This window comes from Streptomyces antimicrobicus (genome assembly GCF_020532625.1).
GTDB classification, from domain to species: Bacteria; Actinomycetota; Actinomycetes; order Streptomycetales; family Streptomycetaceae; genus Streptomyces; species Streptomyces antimicrobicus.
Genome location: NZ_JAJAUY010000002.1, coordinates 74,384 through 94,920 on the forward strand (window position 1 = coordinate 74,384; position 20,537 = coordinate 94,920).

Annotated in this window: 19 protein-coding genes; 6 read left to right on the plus strand and 13 right to left on the minus strand. The window is 73.0% G+C overall.

The features are described from left to right. Positions 1–20: 20 nt before the first annotated feature. On the minus strand, positions 21–470 hold the full coding sequence (locus tag LG632_RS00995; RefSeq protein ID WP_226724371.1) for an SRPBCC family protein: 450 nt from the start codon (positions 468–470) through the stop codon (positions 21–23). 329 nt (positions 471–799) lie between these two features. Further along, the gene (locus LG632_RS01000; protein ID WP_226724372.1) at positions 800–1,168 is read right to left on the minus strand and encodes a hypothetical protein; all 369 of its coding nucleotides are present in this window, start codon (positions 1,166–1,168) and stop codon (positions 800–802) included. A gap of 368 nt (positions 1,169–1,536) precedes the next feature. Here LG632_RS01000 and LG632_RS01005 point away from each other — a divergent pair, with 368 nt between their 5' ends. Continuing rightward, positions 1,537–2,655, plus strand: coding sequence for a hypothetical protein (locus LG632_RS01005; protein ID WP_226724373.1), 1,119 nt, complete (start codon positions 1,537–1,539; stop codon positions 2,653–2,655). A 251-nt stretch (positions 2,656–2,906) separates the two neighbouring features. Here the strand turns inward: LG632_RS01005 and LG632_RS01010 are convergent, their stop codons facing one another. Then, a complete protein-coding gene (locus LG632_RS01010; protein WP_226724374.1) occupies positions 2,907–3,716 on the minus strand; it encodes an ATP-grasp domain-containing protein in 810 nt (269 codons plus the stop codon). Between the two features lie 192 nt (positions 3,717–3,908). Here LG632_RS01010 and LG632_RS01015 point away from each other — a divergent pair, with 192 nt between their 5' ends. Continuing rightward, positions 3,909–4,691, plus strand: a complete 783-nt coding sequence (locus LG632_RS01015) for a polysaccharide deacetylase family protein (RefSeq protein WP_226724375.1) — start codon at positions 3,909–3,911, stop codon at positions 4,689–4,691. Between the two features lie 241 nt (positions 4,692–4,932). Next, positions 4,933–6,042, plus strand: a complete 1,110-nt coding sequence (locus tag LG632_RS01020; RefSeq protein ID WP_226724376.1) for a mechanosensitive ion channel family protein — start codon at positions 4,933–4,935, stop codon at positions 6,040–6,042. A 93-nt stretch (positions 6,043–6,135) separates the two neighbouring features. On the opposite strand, the gene LG632_RS01025 is transcribed toward LG632_RS01020, so the two are convergent. Then, a complete protein-coding gene (locus LG632_RS01025; protein ID WP_226724377.1) occupies positions 6,136–7,968 on the minus strand; it encodes a RecQ family ATP-dependent DNA helicase in 1,833 nt (610 codons plus the stop codon). A gap of 318 nt (positions 7,969–8,286) precedes the next feature. On the opposite strand from LG632_RS01025, the gene LG632_RS01030 reads away from it, so the two are divergent. Further along, positions 8,287–8,955 carry a hemerythrin domain-containing protein gene (locus tag LG632_RS01030; protein WP_226724378.1) on the plus strand — a complete coding sequence of 223 codons (669 nt, stop codon included), beginning with the start codon at positions 8,287–8,289 and terminating at the stop codon, positions 8,953–8,955. Between the two features lie 46 nt (positions 8,956–9,001). On the opposite strand, the gene LG632_RS01035 is transcribed toward LG632_RS01030, so the two are convergent. Together LG632_RS01035 and LG632_RS01040 are read right to left on the minus strand one after the other, a co-directional pair. After that, positions 9,002–9,730, minus strand: coding sequence for an SDR family oxidoreductase (locus LG632_RS01035; RefSeq protein WP_226724379.1), 729 nt, complete (start codon positions 9,728–9,730; stop codon positions 9,002–9,004). A gap of 119 nt (positions 9,731–9,849) precedes the next feature. Beyond that, positions 9,850–10,518: a TetR/AcrR family transcriptional regulator gene (locus tag LG632_RS01040; protein WP_226724380.1), complete on the minus strand. Its 669-nt coding sequence runs from the start codon at positions 10,516–10,518 to the stop codon at positions 9,850–9,852. Between the two features lie 120 nt (positions 10,519–10,638). Here LG632_RS01040 and LG632_RS01045 point away from each other — a divergent pair, with 120 nt between their 5' ends. After that, a complete protein-coding gene (locus LG632_RS01045) occupies positions 10,639–11,682 on the plus strand; it encodes an aldo/keto reductase (protein WP_226724381.1) in 1,044 nt (347 codons plus the stop codon). A gap of 46 nt (positions 11,683–11,728) precedes the next feature. Here LG632_RS01045 and LG632_RS01050 read toward each other — a convergent pair whose 3' ends face one another. The 5 genes from LG632_RS01050 to LG632_RS01070 form a co-directional block, all read right to left on the minus strand. Continuing rightward, entirely contained in the window at positions 11,729–11,950 is a 222-nt protein-coding gene (locus LG632_RS01050; protein WP_226724382.1) for a helix-turn-helix domain-containing protein, read from the minus strand. Then, on the minus strand, positions 11,950–12,435 hold the full coding sequence (locus tag LG632_RS01055; protein WP_226724383.1) for a DUF2975 domain-containing protein: 486 nt from the start codon (positions 12,433–12,435) through the stop codon (positions 11,950–11,952). The genes LG632_RS01050 and LG632_RS01055 overlap by 1 nt, the downstream gene beginning before the upstream one ends. A gap of 150 nt (positions 12,436–12,585) precedes the next feature. Next, positions 12,586–13,563, minus strand: coding sequence for a phage baseplate protein (locus LG632_RS01060; protein WP_226724384.1), 978 nt, complete (start codon positions 13,561–13,563; stop codon positions 12,586–12,588). Between the two features lie 138 nt (positions 13,564–13,701). Beyond that, positions 13,702–15,978 carry a S9 family peptidase gene (locus tag LG632_RS01065; protein ID WP_226724385.1) on the minus strand — a complete coding sequence of 759 codons (2,277 nt, stop codon included), beginning with the start codon at positions 15,976–15,978 and terminating at the stop codon, positions 13,702–13,704. A gap of 300 nt (positions 15,979–16,278) precedes the next feature. Further along, the gene (locus tag LG632_RS01070; RefSeq protein WP_226724386.1) at positions 16,279–17,460 is read right to left on the minus strand and encodes an FAD-dependent monooxygenase; all 1,182 of its coding nucleotides are present in this window, start codon (positions 17,458–17,460) and stop codon (positions 16,279–16,281) included. A gap of 126 nt (positions 17,461–17,586) precedes the next feature. Here LG632_RS01070 and LG632_RS01075 point away from each other — a divergent pair, with 126 nt between their 5' ends. Then, on the plus strand, positions 17,587–18,633 hold the full coding sequence (locus tag LG632_RS01075; protein ID WP_226724387.1) for a TetR/AcrR family transcriptional regulator C-terminal domain-containing protein: 1,047 nt from the start codon (positions 17,587–17,589) through the stop codon (positions 18,631–18,633). Here the strand turns inward: LG632_RS01075 and LG632_RS01080 are convergent. Both LG632_RS01080 and LG632_RS30090 read right to left on the minus strand, forming a co-directional pair. Then, positions 18,567–19,235, minus strand: a complete 669-nt coding sequence (locus LG632_RS01080; protein ID WP_226724388.1) for a hypothetical protein — start codon at positions 19,233–19,235, stop codon at positions 18,567–18,569. The genes LG632_RS01075 and LG632_RS01080 overlap by 67 nt on opposite strands. Then, positions 19,232–20,440 (minus strand): hypothetical protein, encoded by a 1,209-nt coding sequence (locus LG632_RS30090; RefSeq protein WP_264201255.1) that lies wholly within the window; start codon positions 20,438–20,440, stop codon positions 19,232–19,234. The genes LG632_RS01080 and LG632_RS30090 overlap by 4 nt, the downstream gene beginning before the upstream one ends. Positions 20,441–20,537 lie beyond the last annotated feature (97 nt).

Here is a 20,537-nt window from a genome sequence, read left to right on the forward strand (position 1 = left end):
TCACGGGGGCGGTGTGCGGGTCAGACCTGGCCGCGCCACTGACCGGTCGGGGCGCCGCGGTCCTCGATGAAGTGCTTGAACCGCTTCAGGTCACCCTTGACCTGCCGGTCGACGAACCCGAACTTGTCCGCGATGTTCTCCGCCATCCCGTCGGGATCGAAGTCCATCATGAAGGTGACCTCGGTATGGGCGGGGTCGATGGGGCGGAAGGTCACCAGCCCGGACTGCTCCGTCTCACCCCCGACCGTCACCCAGGCGATCTTCGTGTCCGGGATCTGCTCGGTGATCTCCGCGTCGAACTCCCGCTGGACTCCCGCGATCTTCGTCACCCAGTGGGTGAGGGTGTCGGTCCGCTGCTCGATCCGCTCGACACCGTCCATGAACTGCGGGAACGACTCGAACTGCGTCCACTGGTCGTAGGCGGTACGGACCGGGACGTCGACCTCGATGGACTCCTTGACCTGCGACATGCTGTTCCTCCTGGGTCAGTTGCGTCCGGGCCGAACGCCGGCCTCTCGGGTGGCCGGCCCCGGCCCGGGGACTCTTCACAGGTGCCCTACGACACCGCGGTTGCCCCGGGACCCCCGGACGCACTCCCCGAACGAGCTGACTTTCACCACCAGCCGGCCCACCCGCCCGCTTCACCGGCAACGGGCCCGCCGCCCCGCGGCCACCCGGCCCCGGCCGCCCGGCCGCCCGGCCGCCCCGGCCCCGCAGCCCCCGCGGCTTCCCGTACAGGCCGAAGGAGGGTGCCGCTCGGGGGGGACCCGCCGCACCGGGTGCCGGCTCCGCGGGCAGGCTAGACCTTGCAGTTGGGAAGGGGATCGGTCTCGCTGGAGATGTCGATGTCCCGCATGTAGCCCCACGCGCCGTTGTCGGCCTGCGTCCACACCCATCGCCTCGGGTGCGGTCCGCCGATGTAGGACCCGTAATCGCTCTTGCACTCGAACCAGCTGGTTGTGCTGTACATGCGGCCGACGATCTCGCCGCCGAACCGCGACTGGTACACGGGGGCGCCGTAGACGTTCTCGCAGTACCAGCGGCCGGCGTTCCAGCAGTCGGACGCGAGCTGCCCGGCGGAGGCCGTGGGCGCCGTCAGCGCGAGCGAGGCGCCGACAGCCAGCGCCGCCAGCGCGGTCTTCACCGCCCGCATGCCGTACATGGTCATGTCTCTCCCTCGACAGGTAACGGTTCCGGGGTTCCGGAGCGGGGCGGGCAGCGCGCCCGGCAGGCGGCCGCGGGGCCCCGCGTACCGAAGTCTTGCGCGGCAGCCGCAGGCGGCACAGCTTTGCGAAATCCTTCGAAACGAGAACCGCCGCCCCTTGCGCCGCCCGTCCACCGCGAGATCTCTGTGGCACCCCGACGCACAGCCGCCGACTCGGAGTCACGGACGCGAGCCCACCGGCAGCGGACCGTGGGGAAGGACCCGGACTGCTCCGATTGCGCTTTCGACCTGCGCAGCCGCCTTCGCCCGAATCCGGTGGGTCTGCCGCGACCGAGCTGCGATGATGCCACTGTTTCCCCGGTGGAGGTCATTTGTTCGTTTTCGTGTGTGCAGGGTGCGGCACCCAGCTGACCACTGCCCTGTCCCAGGTCGCCCTGCCGGTTCATGCCCATCAGACTTTCGGGAACGGGCTGCAGCTCCCGGTGCTCATGGAACCGGGCACGTTCGCCGTGAACCCCGAACCGTGGGGGCCGCCGTGGCGCAGGTGGGAGGAGATCCACCCCGACGAGGCAGCCGCCCGCGGTGTTCACGCGCCGGTCCCCGCCCTGTCCGACGGTGCACCGGGAGCCGCCGTCATCGCGCCCGGCGACGCCCGCGCAACGGTACTCGTCCCGGAGCATCGCGGAGGTGGCTACTGCTGCGGCCTCGACGGGGGCGGTGGCCCGAACGTGGCCTGTGCGGAGTGTTCCCTGCCCGTGGCGAGCCGGATCGACGACTGCTCGCTCTGGCAGGCCATGTGGCTGGCCCCCGACGCCGTGCGACGTCATCCTGCGGGCGAGGCCGCCGTCGCACCGCTGTCCTGGACGGAGCTGATGGCGGAAGGCAAGGGCACACCCCCCTACGCCCCGATCGCCGCGTGGGCGTCGCGGACAGCGGTGGGCCACTGGTCGAACTACTCGTGGTCGTGGAGCCCGCAGTGGGTGGCAGCTGCGGGTCAGGCACTCGCGCATCTGCTGGTGGCCTCGCAGGGTCAGCCGGTGATCGTCCCGGACGGTCTGGTCGGGGAGGTGTTCCAGCGGACGCTCGACGCCATGCTGCCGGCGAGGCCTCAGGCACGGCGCGCCGTTCTGGCCGGACCGGGACGACCGGCTCCGGACGAGGGCGCCGACATCCTCCTCGTACCGTCACACCCCCGGACGGGGGAGGTCTGGGCCCCGGACGCCTCGGCGGCCTACTTGGTGCCGCTGCCGTTCGGCGTCTGGCTGCGGATGCTCCTTCCCGAGTCCGGTCTCCCCGGGCCTGCGCCCTTGCCCGTGTCGGGCGGCTTGCCCGACGGTGTCCTCCGCGACGACTTCGACTGGCCCGCCTGTCGCCCGCGTCACACGTTCGAGGTCGACTGGGCAGTGTTCCAGCACACCTTGGTGCGGCTGCCGGCCGTCCGCAGCCCGTGGCTGCGCGACGTCGTCGAGAGCTTCCGGCGGGGGTGCTGACGTCGGGGCGGAGCGAACGAGTGAGCGGCTGGGCCACATGTCCCCGCCGGTGAGCTCTCGTACGGTGACCTGGTGCTTCACGAGGACACGGTGACCAGGGCGGGCACCTTCGGGAAGAGGGGTCCGGTGTTCCGGGACCATGAGGAACTCGATGTGACGGTCGTCGCGGTCGCCCCGGTGGGCGTCAAGGTCGAGGTCGACGGAGCCGAGGAGCCGCCTCCGCACCGCCGCCACCACCGCAGGATCCTCCGTCAGGCCCCGACCCTCTGGTACGGCCCGTGGCCGATGCCGTCCGGGCGGGCCGCTGACCTGTTCAGGTGCGGCCGGTCCCGGGCGGTGACCGCGGTGAGCGGGCCGGCGGCGCGGAGGACCGTGTCGAGGACGCGTTCGGGCTCGGCGGCGTAACAGTGGGCGAACCACGCCATGTTCGCCTCGACCACCGCCCAGCCCCCGTCGGCGAGGCGGCCGATGTCCAGGCAGACCGCGCTGGGGAGGTCGTCGGCCGTGGCGTCGAGGACCGTACGGCCGAAGGCGCGGCTGTCGGCGTCCAGCGGAGCCGGGTCGAGGCGCCCGTGGACGGCGTAGCGGCTTCCGGTGACGGCTTCGCCGTCGAGGACGAACAGCCGGTACTCCGCGGTGAACTCCACCACGCCGCTCACCAGGACCGGCGTGGAGTCGTCGAGCCCAGCGGGCAGGCTGGTCCCGTCCTCGTGGACGGCGGCGGGCAGCAGGTCGATCTTGGCCGACGGGGGCTTCACGAAGGCCGGTTCCCGCAGCGTACGGGCCTCGGCGAGGGTGGTGAGCCGTACGTGGCGCCGCAGGAGGGGCTCCGGTACGCGCGTCAGCCAGTCGTCGGCCGGTTCGAGCAGCCCGAGGCCCAGCGGGCCGGCGAGGCGCGCGGCCGCGCGGGGACCGCCGTACCAGTGCACCCTGCGCCCTTCGGCGCTCGCGGCCCGGTCGGTCACCTCGTAACCGCGCCAGGACGCTGCGCGGGCGAGGAGTTCGGCGGTGGAGGTACGGGGTGCGGACAGCAGCAGGATCGGCGGGGTACGGGCTTCCATTCCGGTGAGCCTAGCGAACCCGGCCGGCAGCCGGACGGGTGAACGAATCCCAGGAGCGCCGGCGGCACGGGGCCGTCGGCGGGGATCACCCGGGTGCCCGGCACGGCTGCCCCCGGTTCCGTCCGGCTGCTCTCGCACACTGGCGGGAGCGCTGCGCGGGGCGGCGCTGTGTCCGAGGGAGTGACCACGGTGGTGGATGCGGGACGACGCGCCGTCTCGGCGGCGCTGCTGACCGGCGTGCTGGTGTCCGGCTCGCGCGCCGTGGCCGCGCCGACGGGCCCGGAGCGCAGGGCCGGAGCCGGGGCCAGGGCCGCGGCAGGTCCTCGGCCGGCGGCTTCGCTGCTCGGGCAGGAGATCCGGCGGTTGCCCACGTCCCGCAGGGTGGTGGCGCTCACCTTCAACGCGGCGTGGGACGAGAGCGGACTGGACACGGTCCTGGCGGAGTTGCGGCGGCGGAAGGCGCCCGCCACGTTCTTCCCGACGGGGACGTACGCGGAGGCCCGTCCGGCGGCCGTACGGGCCATGGCCGAGGCCGGGCACGGGCTGGGCAACCACTCGTACAGCCACCCGTACTTCGACGATCTGAGCACGCAGGAGCGGGCGCGGGAGGTCCGCGCGGCGGACGTGGCGATCCGGACGGCGTCCGGGGTCGAGCCCCTGCCGTTCTTCCGCTTCCCGTACAGCTCCACGACGCAGGACGCGGTCGCGGACGTCAACGAGCTGGGCTATGCGGCGATCGAGTTCACCAACGACACGAACGGCTACCTGGGGCCGGCCGGCGGGATGACCGTGGACAAGGTCGTCCGCAGGGCGGTGGGCTCGCTGGGGCCGGGGGCCGTGCTGCAGATGCATGTCGGGAGCAGCGCGGATGACGGGGTGGTGCTCGACGCCCAGGCCCTGCCCCGGATCGTCGACGCGGTGATGGAGGAGGGGTACGAGGTCGTGGACCTGCGGGAGTTCCTCGTGGCGTCGTAGCAGCGGGGCCGGGCGAGCGGGAGCCGACGGGCGGGGCAGGGCCGCGCCGGCCCTGATGCCCGGGCCCGGTTGTGGCGGCGTGCCGGTCATGGTCCAGGATGGCAGTCCGTTCGGAATGCGTACGTCCGCTCCAACCGCGCTACGCACCACACGATCTGACAGGTGAACAAGTGACCACACGACACATACGGCGGCCCGCGGCGGGCTGCTCCCTGGCCCTCCACGCTGCGGGGGCAGGACGGTGACCCGGGACCTGGTCCTGCACGACTGGGTGGTGGCCGGCATCGCGTTGGCCTCCGGCTGTGTGGCCGGGCTGGTGCTGAGGGCCCTCATGAAATGGCTGGGCAAGCACGCGAGCAACACCAAGTGGCGCGGGGACGACATCATCGTCGACGCGCTGCGCACCATCGTCCCCTGGGCAGCCGTGATCGCGGGGGCCGCGGTGGCCACCTCGGCCCTGCCGCTCACCGCACGGATCGGGGGGCTGGTCAGCCAGTCGCTGACGGCCGTGCTCATCGTCATCGCGACGCTCAGCGCGGCCCGGGTGGTGGCCGGGCTGGTGCAGTCGGTGGCAGCGTCCCGGACGGGCGTCGCCGCGTCCGCGACCATCTTCGTCAACATCACCCGCATCGTCGTGCTGACGATGGGCGTCCTCGTCGCCCTGGAGACCCTCGGAGTGTCCATCGCCCCGCTCGTCACCGCCCTCGGGGTGGGCGGTCTCGCGGTGGCGCTGGCGTTGCAGGACACCCTCGCCAACCTCTTCGCGGGGGTGCACATCCTCGCCTCGAAGACGGTCCAGCCGGGTGACTACGTCCGGCTCACCAGCGGGGAGGAGGGGTACGTCGTGGACATCAACTGGCGCAACACCGTGGTGCGCAACCTCTCGAACAACCTGGTGATCATCCCCAACGGCCGCCTGGCGCGGACCAACATGACCAACTACTCCCAGCCCGAGCAGAAGCTGTCGATCCTGGTCCAGGTCGGGGTCGGGTACGACAGCGACCTGGAGCACGTGGAGAAGGTCACCCTGGAGGTCGTCGACAGCGTGATGGCCGACATCAGCGGTGGCGTGCCGGATCACGAAGCGGCCGTCCGGTTCCACACCTTCGCGGACTCCAGGATCAACTTCACCGTGATCCTCGGCGTCGGCGAGTTCAGCGACCAGTACCGGATCAAGCACGAGTTCATCAAGCGCCTGCACCAGCGGTACCGGGCGGAGGGCATCTCGATCCCCGCGCCCACGCGCACGGTCTCGCTCCACAACGAGGGGGCGGTCGCGCCGTCGGCCCACGCGCCGGTCCCGCACCAGCGGGAGGCGCCTGCCGAGGTGCTGGTGGAGCGGCGGCGCTAGCCGACGGCGTGCGGGGGCCCTTCCACCGCGGCCTCACGCACGCCCCCGAGCGCGCGGCGCCGGGTGACCGCTGCCCGCTGCCCGCGCGGACGGTCAGGGAAGGGGCCGCAGGAGGCCGTGGGCGGTCACGGCGGCCAACGACAGCGTCCGGTAGCCCATCGAGTCGAACAGGACGGTGATCCGGTCGCCGTCCTCGCTGAGCACCATCCCCGGTCCCCACGCGCGGTGGCGTACCCGGGTGCCTGCGGGGAAGTCGCCCGCGGCCGGGTGGGCGGTGGACCCCGGATCCGTTTCCGTTTCCCTGTCCGTGTCCGCCTCCGGCTTCGCTGCGGGCCGGGGCCCCGGCACGGGCCCCGGCCCGGGTGCCTCCTCGGCGTCCGAGCGGGCCGGCGCGCAGACGTCGCAGTTCCCGCACGCCCCGTCGTGCTCCTCGCCGAAGTAGCCGAGGAGGAACCGGCGCCGGCAGCCCGTGGTCTCGGCGTACGCCCGCATCATCTCGACGCGGGAGCGATCGAGTCTGCGCCGTGCCGCGGCGGCCTCGCCGGCGCGTGCGGCGGCTTCGTCGGCCGGTATGTGCGGCACCGGTGCGATCGTGCCGTCGTCGCCGGTGTTCGCCGCTCCGGCCTGCTCCAGCAGGTTGGCCGCGGCGGTGGCGCGGTGGCGCGACAGGCCGGTCTCCTCGCGGAGGTCGTCCAGCGCGAGGGGCTCCTCGTGCTGGTGCAGCGTCGTGGCGACCTCCACGAGGGTGTCCTCGGCCGGTCCGCGCGCGGCGAAGAAGTTCTGCATGCCGGTGTCCTGCGGCCGGTAGTACAGCACGGCCGCGGACGGTGCGCCGTCCCGCCCCGCCCGGCCGATCTCCTGGTAGTAGGCGTCGAGCGATCCGGGCAGCGCGGCGTGCAGGACGAACCGTACGTTCTCCTTGTCGATGCCCATGCCGAAGGCCGAGGTGGCGACGACGACGTCCAGCTCGGAGGCGAGGAAGGCGTCGTGGACGCGTGAGCGGTGCGCGGCGTCCAGGCCGGAGTGGTAGGCGGCGGCCGCCAGGCCGAGGCCGGCCAGGTCCGCGGCGTACCGCTCGCTGTCCTTGCGGGTGGCCGCGTAGACGAGGCCGGGCTTGGGCTCGGCCGCGGCTCGTTCCACCACGGCGCGGCGCCGGTCCTGCTCCTCGGCGAAGCGGCGTACCTCCAGCGTGATGTTCGGCCGGTCGAAACCGGCGACGACCAGGACCGGGTCGCGCATGCCGAGGCGTTCGACGATCTCCTCGCGGACCGGGGGCGCCGCCGTCGCGGTGAGCGCGAGGACGGTGGGACGCCCCAGCCGCGGCAGGACCTGCGCGAGGCGCATGTACGCCGGGCGGAAGTCGTGCCCCCACGTCGACACGCAGTGGGCTTCGTCCACCACGAACAGGGCGGGTGCGGTGGCGGCGAGGCTCTCGACCACGTCGTCGTTGGCGAGTTGCTCGGGCGAGAGGAAGAGGAACTCCGCCCGACCGTCGCGTACGGCCTCCCAGGCGGCGGCAGTCCGGCGGGGTGCCTGGTCGGAGTTGACGGCAACCCCGTCGGGCGCGCCGTGCCGCAGCAGGCCTGCGATCTGGTCGCGCTGCAGGGCGAGGAGGGGTGAGACCACCACCGTCGGTCCGGGGAGGCAGAGGGCGGCGACCTGGTACACGGCGGACTTTCCGGCGCCTGTCGGCATCACGACGAGCGTGTCCCGCCCGGCGACGACCGCTTCCATCGCCGTGCGCTGGCCGGGTCTGAGCGTCTCCCAGCCGAAGACCTCGGCCGCGGTGGCCTCGAACCGGATCCCGGCCGGGGTGTCTTCGGTGCCGGGGTCTTCCGTGCCTGGGTCTGCCTTCCCGGGGGCTTGCGTGCCTCGATCTTCCTTCCCGGGGGCTTCCTTCCGGCTGTCCTGCTTGCCGCCGGCCATTTCCGCCTCCTCTCCGCATACCGCACGCCCCCGCGCCGCCTGTACCGCCCGCTTCGGCACGCGGCATGGATCCGGGGCCGACCGGCTCGCCGCCGCACAGGCGCACCCTCGGTCCGCTTCCGCTTCCGCTGCCGTGTCCGCCGCCTACCCCTCCCCCGCGGTTCGACTCCTGCAGGGCGCGCCCGGCGGCGGGTGTGGGAGGCCGGTCGCGGGGCAGCAGCAGACGAGGGGGGTCGGACAGGCAGGAGACGTCATGGCCCATGCCCGTCGTCGTCCTCGCACCCGTCCCCGTACCCGTCCCCTTCGAAAGGCCTCGCCATGTCCCGGTCCATCGCCCAGCAGAGCGTCGACGAGCTCGGTGGGCAGTCCAGCGTCCTGGCCCGCCAGCGTCGTGACCACGAGGAACTCGACCGCCTCATGCACCGGTACGCATCCGGCGGACTGCACGCGGCGGAGCGGCAGAAGACGCTCAAGGAGATCTTCCAACTCACCTTCAGTCACGCCTTCGCCGAGGAGACCGTCCTGTGGCCCGCCCTGCGACGGCTGGCTCCCGACGGCGCGGAGCTCACCGCGCGGGTGGAGGAGGAGCACCAGCAGATCAACGAACTCGCCACCCGGATCGAATCCACCGAGCCGGACGACCCCCGGCACGACGAGCTCACCGCCGATGCCTTCGCGTTGATCCGGCAGGACATCCGCGAGGAGGAGGACGTGCTGCTGCCCCGCCTCCAGGAGGTGCTCGGGCACGACGGGGCCCGGCTGCGACGCCTCGGCACGACTTGGGAGACCGTACGCCGCACGGCACCGACCCGGCCGCATCCCGGCGTGTCGCGCCGGCCCCCGGGCAACGCCCTGGCGGGGGTGCCCCTGAGCGCGGTCGACCGGGCCCGCGACGCGCTCTCTCCCCCCTCCCCGCGCACCCTCTGGATCGCTGCCGCCCTGGTGGCGGCCTGCGTGGTGGGTGCGGCCCTGCGCCGGAAGCGCTGAACTCCCGCGCGGGACGTCCCCGCTCGGCCTGCTCTCGCGCCGGGGGTCACACCTGCTCGAAGTGGAAGGAGCGGATGAAGCAGTCTCGCGGTTGGCCGATCGCGAAAAGCACGCAGTCGAGGACGGATCGGGCGGTCAGCGGGTCGTCGGCGGTCCGGGCGGCCTGGTCCCAGGTGGCGTCGAGCGGGTCGCCGTCCGTGAAGTCCGGCGGATACAGCGAGATGACCCGGATGCCCTCGGGGCGCAGCCGGTGCGAGAGGACGTCGGCGAAGCCGGCCTGGGCGGCCTTGGCCGCGTAGAACGCAGGATGCGCCTGGGACCGGTGGTTCCGCGCTTCCGCGGCCGAGGAGACCAGGTTGACGACGTCCGCGCCCTCGGAGGCGCGCAGCAGGGGCAGGAAGTGCTTGACCGTCAGCAGAGTGCCGGTGGCTCCGGAGGCGACGGTGTCGGTGATCGCTTCGTCGTCGGCGTCCCACAGGTCAGGGCCGTGCAGGTACCGGGCGCCGTTGTTGATCAGCACGTCCACCCGGTCGGCGCGAGCGGCGACCCCCTGAGCGAAGCCCCGTACGGTGGCCGGGTCGGCCAGGTCGCAGGCGAAGGCATCGACGCGCGCGCCGCTGTCGGCCGCCACCTCGTCGGCCACCTTCTGCGCGGCAGCCAGAGTGCGAGCGGATAGGCACAGGCGCGCGCCCAACCGGCCGGCGCTCAGCGCGAACGCCCTGCCGAAGCCGCGCCCGGCCCCGGTGACCACGACCGTCTTCTCGGCAAGATCCATACGCGCACCTCGTTCGGCCTGCTTGTGTTGATCATGGTGAGCGTACGCCAGGGCCGGTGCGCGGCGGCGGGGGCCTCCGGGTCGGCGGCGTGGCTCCGCGGAAGGCTGGGGGCCGACCGCTACGGCGTGCGTACGAAGGCCCCCGCGCGGGCCGCCGCCACTGCCGCTCCGGCCGCCCGCCGGGCCGCGGCCTCGTCGAGCGGGGCGTCCGTGGTCAGCAGCCGGTAGTACAGCGGGGCGGACACGGCGCGGACCACCTCGGCGGCGTCGGTGCCCTCCGGCAGGTCCCCCCGCGCGACGGCGTCCTGGACACACGGCGCCCATTGCGCGACCCGGACCTCGTAGAAGCGGTGCAGGGCCTCGGCCGTCCGGGCGTCGCCGGTGGCGGCCGCGATGACGGCCTTGAACAGGGGGCCTTGGCGCGGGTCGGACAGGGTGCGCCGGACGAGCTCGGCGTTGGCCAGCAGATCCTGTTCGAGCGAGCCGGTGTCGGTGCGCGGGAGCGACTGCTCGGCCATGTCCGTCAGCAGGTCGGCGACCAGGCCGGCCACGGTGCCCCAGCGCCGGTACACGGTGGTCTTGCCGACGTCGGCCCGCCGGGCGACCTCGGCGAGGTCCAGGCCGTGGAAGCCCTGCTCGGCCAGCATGTCCCCCGCGGCCTGGAGAACGGCGGCCCGCACTCGGGCCGTTCGGCCGCCCGGACGCACGGTCCCCGGCTCGGCGGACCCGCCCCTCGCGCTGCTCGCGGCGCCCGCGTCCCCTGCGCGCTTCACGACGTCCGGGGGCATCGGGTCATCACTCGGAAGCATCATAACGGGTCCCTGGTTCCATTAGTGGCGATCAGCTGATACGTTGAGGTCATCTTAAAGGGTCTGCGGTTCCATTACTGCTCATGGGAGGACTCCGTCATGGAATACAGGCAGCTCGGTGCGTCCGGTCTCAGGGTTCCCGTCCTCGGCTTCGGCGCCGGCACCTTCGGTGGCCGCGGCCCCGTGTTCGGTGCCTGGGGCAGCACGGATGCGCAGGAGGCGCGCCGGCTCGTCGACATCTGCCTCGACGCCGGCGTCACGCTCTTCGACACCGCGGACGTGTACTCGGCGGGAGCGTCGGAGGAGGTGCTGGGCCGGGCCGTGCGGGGCCGGCGCGACCAGGTGCTCGTCTCCACCAAGGCGGGGCTGCCCACCGGCGACGGCCCCGGCGCGTACGGCACCTCCCGCTCCCGCCTGATCGGCGCGGTCGAGGACGCGTTGCGCCGGCTCGGCACCGACCGCATCGACCTCTTCCAGCTGCACGGTTTCGACGCCGCGACCCCTGTCGAGGAGGTGCTGTCCACCCTCGACCAGCTCGTCCGCTCGGGCAAGGTGCGCTACGTAGGGGTCTCCAATTTCGCGGGCTGGCAGCTGATGAAGTCCCTGTCCGTCGCCGACCGGCACGGCTTCCCCCGCTACGCGGCCCACCAGGTCCACTACTCGCTCGTCGGCCGCGACTACGAGTGGGAGCTGATGCCCCTCGCCCGTGACCAGGGTGTCGGCGCGGTGGTGTGGAGCCCGCTGGGCTGGGGCCGCCTCACCGGCAAGGTCCGTCGCGGCCGCCCGCTGCCCGCCCGAAGCCGGCTGCACGAGACCGCCGACTACGGCCCGCCGGTGGAGGACGCCTACCTGTACGACGTGGTCGACGCCCTCGACGAGGTCGCGCAGGAGACGGGCCGGACCGTCCCCCAGGTCGCCCTCAACTGGCTGCTGCGCCGCCCGACCGTCTCCACCGTCCTCGTCGGCGCCCGCGACGAGCAGCAACTGCGGCAGAACATCGGCGCCGTCGGCTGGGAGCTGACCCGCGAACAGATGGCCCGCCTCGACGCCGCCAGCCACCGCCCGGCCCCGTACCCGTACTTCCCGTACGAGCGCCAGGAGGGCTTCGCCCGCCTCAACCCCCCGATGACGGCGTCCCGCTGACCCTCGGCCGGCCATGGCCGCCACCCGGAGGGCCCCGCTCGGCGCGTCATCCGTCCACGGCGTCCTCGGGCTCCCACCGCAGCAGGTCGCCCGGCTGGCACTCGAGCACCTCGCAGAGCGCGGCGAGCGTCGTGAAGCGCACCGCCTTGGCACGGCCGTTCTTGAGGACCGCCAGGTTGGCGGGCGTGATCCCGACGCGTTCCGCCAGCTCGCCCACGGACATCTTCCGCCGGGCCAGCATCACGTCGATGTCGACGGCGATCGGCATCAGATCACCTCGTCCAACTCGGCCCGCAGCCGCGCCGCCTCCACGTCGCGCGCGACGGCCTGGGCGAGCAGCATGCGCAGCACGAGCACGATGAGCGCGACTCCCAGAATGGCCACACCGACCCCGGCCATGATCACGGTGACGCCCGGGTCCTCCCGCTGGCCGGGGGCGTTGAGGGCCGTGACCGCGAACCACACGAGGGCAGCCGCCACGATCGCGCCGATCACGCCGTCCACGTACCGGAAGGCGGCATGGGAGAACACCGTCCCGCGTCGCACCATCGCCACCAGCCGCCACACGCAGATCAGAGCGACCTGGGCCGACACCATGCCCAGGATCGTGAGCACGCGGAGCGGGGTCAGCGGGAGCGATCCGTCCTCCGGATCGGTGGCCGACGCCCACACCATCAAAGCCTGTACGCACACGGTCCCGGTGAACACCACCAGGAGCACGGCGCGCAGCGCACGCACGGTGAGCTTTCCCATGAACCTCGCCTTCCATCGACTCGCGATGGAAATCTATCGAGTTTCGATAGGTCGGGCAAGAGGGCGGGGCACGGCGACGGCCGGCGGCCGGTGGCCGGCCGCCGGCCGGGCCTCGGTCAGGCCCCGGTTCAGGCCTGGGTCAGGCCCCGGTCAGACCAGCGCGTTCTTGTAGAAGATGCTGGAGCGCCGGTCGCCTTCGAGGCCGGTGGCGAAGCCGATGAAGAGGCGGGCCTCACCGGCGTCGGTGCGGTAGATCGCCAGACCCTCGGGCTCGCGGAAGTGGAGGGTGGACCCGGCCTTGGTGAGGACGGGGCCCTGCTTCACGGTTCCGGTGTTGATGTCGATGCTGGTGAGGTACGAGTTGCCGTCGCCGCTGGGGGTGCCGTCGCCCGGGTACGGGTCACCGGTCAGGTAGTACATGTACGAGCCGTAGAGGGTGTAGCCCTGCGGGGTGCCGGGGATCGCCGGCTGCTTGAAGTCCACCAGGGGCGAGCCGAAGCTGCGCGTCTCGAAGGCGGACAGGGGGTACACGGCGATGCGCTTGCCGGCGCTGGTGTGGTAACGCACGATCATGCGCCGGTGGACGGGGTCGACGGAGCAGGTGTACTCGGTGGCCCCGGCGATCGGCGTGTAGGCGGCCGCGGCAGCCGGCGAGCCCATGGTGGTGTTGGGCGTGTAGCGGATGGGAGCGAGCGCGGTGCCGTAGCCCTTGGTGTTCGCGGCGCACTCGATCCACAGCTCGGTACCGGAACCGCTGGGCAGCGCGGCGAAGGCGACGCCGTGGCCGAAGCCGTCGAGGTGCATGTACGACAGGAAGTTCCCGTCGAAGTCCATCTTGTTGATGCACAGGTCGCCGGCGGAGTCGGGGCTGCCGTCCCGCTTGGTCGCGACGAAGAGGAACTTGTTCACCCAGTCGAAGGCGAAGCTCTGCTGGACCCGCGGGCCGTGGGTGTTCTTGGACCGGAACAGGTCGTACGACGGCTGGGTGAGGTCGAACCGCTGGGTCGGGGTCACGTCGGCCGAAGCGGGCTGCGCGCCGAGGCCGAGCCCGAGTGCGGCGAGCGTGCCGCCCACGCCGGTGCGTATGAGACCGCGGCGGGAGAGGGGGAAACCGGGGATGTGGTTCATGGGGGGACTCCAAAGCTCAGGGTGGGGGGGTGGAGTTCGTGATGCTATCCACCGGACCGGGCGTCCCCCACGCCGGGTCCGGTGGGCAGCTGGGCGTCCGTGGCGCGCGGCCAGGGCGTGGCCCGAGGAGGCGGGCGGCTAGGCGAACAGCTCCGCGAGGACTTCCGCGGTGACGGCTATGGGTGCCGGGCGGTGGGCGGGGGGTTGGACGCCCTTCAGTTCGCGGACCAGGAAGTCCCAGCTGCGGCCGCGGACGTAGGCCAGGCAGTCGAGGAAGGTGTGCTCGGCTCCCGGGACGATGAGCAGTTCGAAGTCCTTGTCGGCGGCGATGAGCCGGTCCGCGAGGCGAAGGGTGAGGTGCGGGTGGACCTGGTCGTCCATCTCGCCGTGGACGAGCAGCAGTTTGCCCTGGAGCCGGTCGGCGAGGTCGGTGTTGGAGGTGCGGGCCCACGCTTCGGGGTTGTCGGCGCCGTCGTAGGTCTCGACGAAGCCCTGGTTGAAGTAGCGGGCGTCGTGCGAGCCGGCGAGGGCGACGCCCGCCTTGTACACCTCGGGGTGGTCGAGCATCGCGCGGGCGGCGGCGAACCCGCCTCCCGAGTGGCCGAGGACGCCCACCCGGTCCAGGTCCATCCAGGGCCGGGTGGCGGCGAGTTGACGCAGCGCCGCGACGTGGTCGTCCAGGTGGCCGGCGCGGGCCAGAGCGCCGGACGAGGCATCGTGGAACGCCTTGCTCCGCCCGGGTGTGCCGCGGCCGTCCAGGGCGATGACGGCGAAACCGAGGGCGGCGAGGGGTTCGGCGTCCAGGCCCATGCCGCCGGGGTCGAAGCTGGGGGCGACGCGGGTGACCTGGGGGCCGGGGTAGAGGTTGTCGACGACCGGGTAGCGGCCGGCGGGGTCGAAGCCGCGCGGGTGGTGGAGGACGCCGTAGAGGTCGGTGACCCCGTCGGCGGCCTTGACGCGGAACCGCTCGGGGGCGCTCCAACCGGTGGCGGTGAGCTTGCTGATGTCGGCGCGCTCCAGTTCGGCCACGACCCGGCCGGTCCAGTCGCGGACGGTGGTCACGGGCGGGGTGTCGACGGTGGACGCGGAGTCGATGAAGTAGTCCTGGCGCGGCGCCACGGTGACGACGTGGTCCAGCGCATCGTCGGTGAGCCGGGTGAATCCGCTGCCGTCCAGGGCTGCCGTGCAGACCGTGCGCCGGTAGGGGTCCTCCGCGACCAGTCCGACAGCGGTGAAGTGGACGACGCGCTCGTCCTCGTCGACGTGCAGGATCTGCCGCACCGCCCACTCCCCGGAGGTGACCTGGCCGAGGAGTCGGCCGGTGCGCAGGTCGTAGCGGTACAGGTGGCCCCAGCCGTCGCGCTGCGAGTACCACAGCACCTCGTCGGTCAGGACGCGGACGATGGGCGGCTCGTACGCCCACTGGTTGGGCTCCACACGGGTGGAGCCGGACTCGCTGAGCACGGTGGTGACCTCGCCGGTGTGCGGGTCGAGCCGGTGCAGGCTCAACGTCCGCAGGTCGCGGGGGCGGGCGAGGTAGTAGACGGCCGAGCCGTCCGGGGCCCACCACGCCCAGCGGGTCGTGATCGGCGACATCTGCGACATGAGCAGCGGTTCGCCCTGCGCACGGACCACCGCCCCGGTGGCGACGTCCAGCACGACCAGTTCGGCGAGCGGAACGGCCTCGTCGCCCGGGTAGGCGTAGCGCTGGGTGCGGGTGAGGGGCGCGCCGCCGTCGGCGGGGCGGGCCTCGACGAGGTGGGTCCGGCGCACCTCGCGCTCGTCGGTCCGGTGCGCGAGGACCTTCGTCGAGTCGGGGGACCAGGACACGGCGGGCGGCAGGTGGGGCAGGCCGATCTTGCGCAGCAGGGTGGTGTTGCTGGTGCAGTCCGGGCCGGGGCCGTAGGCGTGGTCGGCCGCGCCGTCGCTGGTCAGGGCCCACTGGCGGCCGTCGGTCAGGGAGCGCGCCCACAGGTCGTGACCGTGCCGGTACACCGCGGTCTTCCCGTCGGGAGAGGGAACTTCCAGCGGGTTGCCGGGCGGGGTGAACTCGGCCGGTGCGCAGGTGTAGTCGGTCCGGTCGCAGCGCCAGTACGCGCCGAACGCGTCGAACTCCACGCCGTCCCCGTCCAGGACGATGCCGGTGAACGGCAGGGCCTCGGGGTCGACCGGCTGTCCGGAGGCGGTGGCCAGGGCGGCGGCGAGGCGGCCGTGGTCGAAGGCCGGCTCGCGGGTGCCCGCCGCCGGGTCGACCAGGACGAAGCGCTTGCCGGCGCCGTTGTTCACCGCGTACCAGAAGCGGGTGCCGCCGTCGATCCACTGCGGCCGGATCTTGTCACCGACGACGAGCTCGCCGGGGCGGGCGGGACGCCGCAGGAGCTGCTCCGCGGCCTGGTAGTCCTGAACGGTACTCATGGTTCCTGTCCTTGAAGGAGGATGCCGCCATCGGCGTTTCTGACTTGCGAAACGCTACGTTGCCTTCATGAATAACTCAACGCCGCCATGGCCGTGATTGCCGTACATGCAGGTCAGTTACGGTTAATCGTTGCAACTGAGGTACGGGTAACGCAACGTCAGAACGCCTTGGCGTTGCAATGTCATGGGAGTGAACGCCACGCGTCGCGGGTGTGGCCCGCGTGCTGGCCGCTCGGCCGGGCGGGCGGGGGCCGACTCGTCCCGAGGAGCGGGGTGCCGTGTCGCCGTCGCGGCAGTGCGTCACGGGCGGGCGGCGACGGGGGCGCGGTCGGGCAGGCGGACGGGTGCGGTGGGGGTGTTCTCCCGGGCGTGGTCGGCGAGCCTGTCGAGGACGTCCTGCGTGGGGGCGGGCAGGAAGAAGCGTTCGGCGCCCTCGCGGCCCAGGGCCTGGTGTTCGGCCGCACGGGGGCGCATCTGCCGCTCGTACGCGGCGAAGGCGGCGGTGTGGTCGCCTCCGCGGGCGGCGAGCTCGCCGGCCAGCAGGTACGCGCCGATCAGGGCCTGCGAGGTGCCGCGGCCGGAGGTGGGGCCGGCGCAGTAGCCCGCGTCGCCGAGGAGGACCACCCGGCCGGCGGACCAGGTGTCCATGACGACCTGGGCGTTGGCGTCGAAGAAGAATTCCTCCGCGGCGTCCATCTCCCGCAGCAGGCGCGGCACTTCCCAGCCCTCGCCGGCGAACCGCTCCGCGACGATCCGCTTGTGGGCGGCGGGGTCGCGGCGGTCGTACTCCAGGCCTCCGGCGGCGAAGTGGAAGGCCGCGCGGGCCTCGGTGTTGCCGCGGGCCGTGAAGATGTTGGCGGCCTTGCCGGGGACGGCGTAGAGCCGGCCGGTGTTCTCCAGGCCGAGGTAGTTGTCCAGGGTGAAGATCGCGGTGTAGATGCCGAGGTGGCGGACGAAGTCCTCCTCGGGGCCGAAGGCCAGGGCGCGGGTGCGCGAGTGCAGGCCGTCGGCGCCGACGACGAGGTCGAAGCGGCGGGGCGCCCCGCGCTCGAAGGTGACGAGGACGCCGTCGGCGTCCTGGTGCAGGCTCGCGATCGAGTCGCCGAAGACGTACTCCACGTTCTCCCGGGTGGCCTCGTACAGCAGGCGGGTCAGGTCGCCCTTGAGGACCTCCAGGTCCCCGGCGAACAACGCCGCGGGGAGGGTGGCGTACTGCCGGCCCTCGGCGTCCACCAGGGCCGCGTCGCCCATCCGGGTGCCCAACGCCCGGACCTCCGCCAGCAGGCCCATGCGGTCCAGGACGTCGAGGGCCTCCCCGCGGAAGTCGACCGCGTAACCGCCGTCGCGCAGCTGCGGGGCCCGCTCGACGATCGTGGCGGCGAAGCCGTGGCGGTGCAGCCAGTAGGCCAGGGCGGGGCCCGCGACACTGCCGCCGGAGATCAGCACGCTCTGCGTCTGCCTCGGGGTGGGGGTCTGGTGCATGTCCGGTTCCTCTCTCGGGGTGACGTGTACAACGTACAGACATCAAATGCCTGATGGAACAGGTCAGTTGAGCAAAGCGATCTAGTGCACTAGGGTTCGTCCGCACTAGTGCACCAAGGAGGATGGATGACGGAGCGGACCGAGGCGCCGTACGCGCGCACCGAGCGGGCCCAGGCGCCGTACGCCCGGATCGCGGCCGAGTTGCGCGGGCGCATCGAGCGCGGGGAGCTGCGGCCCGGCGACCGGGTGCCCTCGACGCGGGCCATCACCCAGCGGTGGGGGGTCGCCATGGCCACCGCGAGCAAGGTCCTGGCGGCGCTCGGCCAGGAGGGGTTGGTACGGGCGGTGCCGGGCGTGGGGACCGTCGTCGCGGCTCGGCCCGCCACCGGCCAGGGCCGGCGCCCCGGCGCCGAGGACGACTCCGCGCAGCGCGCCCGGATCGTCCGCGCCGCGGTGGCGCTCGCGGACGCGGAAGGCCTCGCGGCCCTGACGATGCGTCGGCTCGCCGCGGAGCTGGGGGTCTCGGCGATGTCCCTGTACCGGCACGTCAGCAACAAGGAACAGCTCGTGGCGCTGATGGCCGACGCGGCGTTCGGCGAGCAGTCCCTGCCCGAGCGGCCGCCGCCGCACTGGCGCGAGCGGCTGGAGGTGTCAGCCGCCCTGCAGTGGCGGCTCTACCGGAGCCACCCCTGGCTGGCCGGCGCCATGAACCTCAACCGGCCCCTGCTCATTCCGAACGGCATCCGGCACATCGACTGGGCCGTCGCCGCTCTCGACGGACTCGGGCTGGATCCCGACACCCGCATGCACGCCGCCGTCACCCTGTTCGGGTACGTCCGCGGCCACGCCGTCGACCTCGCGCCGGAGTCAGCGGCGGAGCACGCCAGCGGGGTCGACGCGGAGCAGTGGATGCAGGCCCAGGAAGCCCGCCTGGCGGCCCTGGCCGAAGGCGGGGCCTTCCCGGCCTTCACCACCGCCCGCGCCGACGCCGACCTCTCCCCCGAATCCCTCTTCCGCTTCGGGCTGACCGCGCTGCTCGACGGGCTGGCCGCCCGCATCACGACACCGCCGAACCGACCACCCGCACACACCCTGCGCGGGGACGCTCACCCGGGATTCACCGGTCCTGGTCCTGGTCCTGGTCCTGCGGGCTGCCAGGAGGGCCGCGTATGACCTTGGCGGTCGGGTGGCAGCAGATCGACGGGGGACCGCAGCGGGAGTTCCGCGGGGAGGTCCAGGCGGCCCTGCCGGGAGGCGACGGGGATCTCCCGGACGGCGAGCTTCGCCTCGGCCTCGCACTCCCCGGCGCGTACGGCGACCAGCTGGGCGTCGCGGACGACCGCGACCAGCCCGGTGATCCGGAGGACGACGGTGAGGCCCACCTCGACGGTGGTGGCCGGGACCCCGTCGACCAGGACGTCCACCGCGGGACGGTGCGTGGAGGTGATGCTGTGCGTGGCCAGGGCGACCACCTCCTCGCTCCCCGGGTACTGGCGGGTGCGGTGGGCCGCTTCCCGCAGAGCGGTGTGCCTGACCCAGCCGGCGGCCAGCAGGGAGACGAGGTCGAGCTCCAGGAGCGCGCCGATCACGGAGGCCAGTTCCGCCTCGACGGCCCGGTCCCCCGCGCTCGTCAGGGCGCGCGGGCCGGGCAGGAGCCCCGCCCCGGCGTGCTGGTCGTGCAGCGCCTGTCTCAGCGCGGGGGCCGTGCCGCTGTCGTCCCTGCCCAGGAGGAAGGACCGGACGGTCAGGGGCGCGGCGGCAGGAGCACTGGTCATGGGTCTTCCTCCCGTACGGTCTGCTCCCCGGGATCCGGGCGCGGCTCGAGTCGTACCGAGTGGCCGGGTGGGCCTTCGACGTCGGTGGTGGGGGTGTGGGGGCGCAGCCGGGCGCGGACGTGCTCGTGCACCCAGCGGGGCCCGCGCTGACGATGGGCGAGCAGCGCGGCGCCGGCGGCGGCCAGCAGTCCGACGCCGACCAGGCCGGGCCCGACCACCCAGGCGACGGGGACCGTGCCGCCGGCGTCGGTGTTCAGGTCCACGTCGGGCACGTTCGGGTCGGGCGGGTCAGGCGGGTCCGGCGCGTCGGGGTCTGCCGGGTCCACGTCGGGCACGTTCGGGTCCGGCGGGTCCGGCGGGTCCGGCGGGTTGGGGACGTTCGGGTCCGGCGGGTTCGGGACGTTCGGGTCCGGCGGAAGCGGCACGGTCGGGTCCGGCGGCTCCGGCGGGTTCGGGGCGGGGTCCGTGGAGTCCGGATCGGTCGGCGTCGCGGCGGTGGGCGTGACGGTGAACGTGGCCTCCGCGGTCGTGCCCGGGTCCGCCGTGCACCTGGCCAGCAGCACGTGGTCACCCGCCGGCATGTCGGTCGCGATCCGGAGCGTGGCCTCGAACGTGCCCTCCTCCGAGACCTCCGAGGAGCCCAGCGGCTCGTCGTCCCAGAGCAGGTCCACGTTTGAACAGTTGAAGCCGGAACCGGACGCGAGGGGCTCAGCCGCCCCGGCCTCCCCCTCGCTCGGCGTGAGGGTCACCGCCGCCTCCTCGGCGGGCGGCGACGGCTCGCTGTCCACCACCGTGAAGTACGCCGTGGCCACGAACCTGTCGTCCCGGTCGCAGACGGCCCGCACCTCCCGCTCCCCGGGGCCTTCGTCGGCCGGGACGGTGAGGTCAGCGGTGAACCCGTCGGCCCCGCGCGCGGCTTCGGCGGAACCGACGGGCTCGCCCTCCCAGTACAGGGAGACCGTGCCGGCGTGCTTCGAGAAACAGCCCTCGAATCCCGAGCCGGCAGCCACCAGCGGCGAGCCCGCCGGCCCCTCGGCCGGGCTCAGCGCCAGGCCGGGCTGCTGCACGGCCAGGGTGCCGACGCTGCCGGCTGCCCGGGCCTGGGCGGGTTCGGGCGATCCGGCTGCGGGTGAGCCCCAGGCGACCGCCGCGCTCAGCAGCACCGCGGTCAGCGATCGGCCGAACCCTTGGACGACGACAGACATGACTCTCCGTGAGCTGCCTCCCATTCTCCTCCGCCGACGCGGTCCGCGCTCCTCGTCGCCGGTGTCGCCGTCGTGACCGGGCCCCGCACGGCCTCGC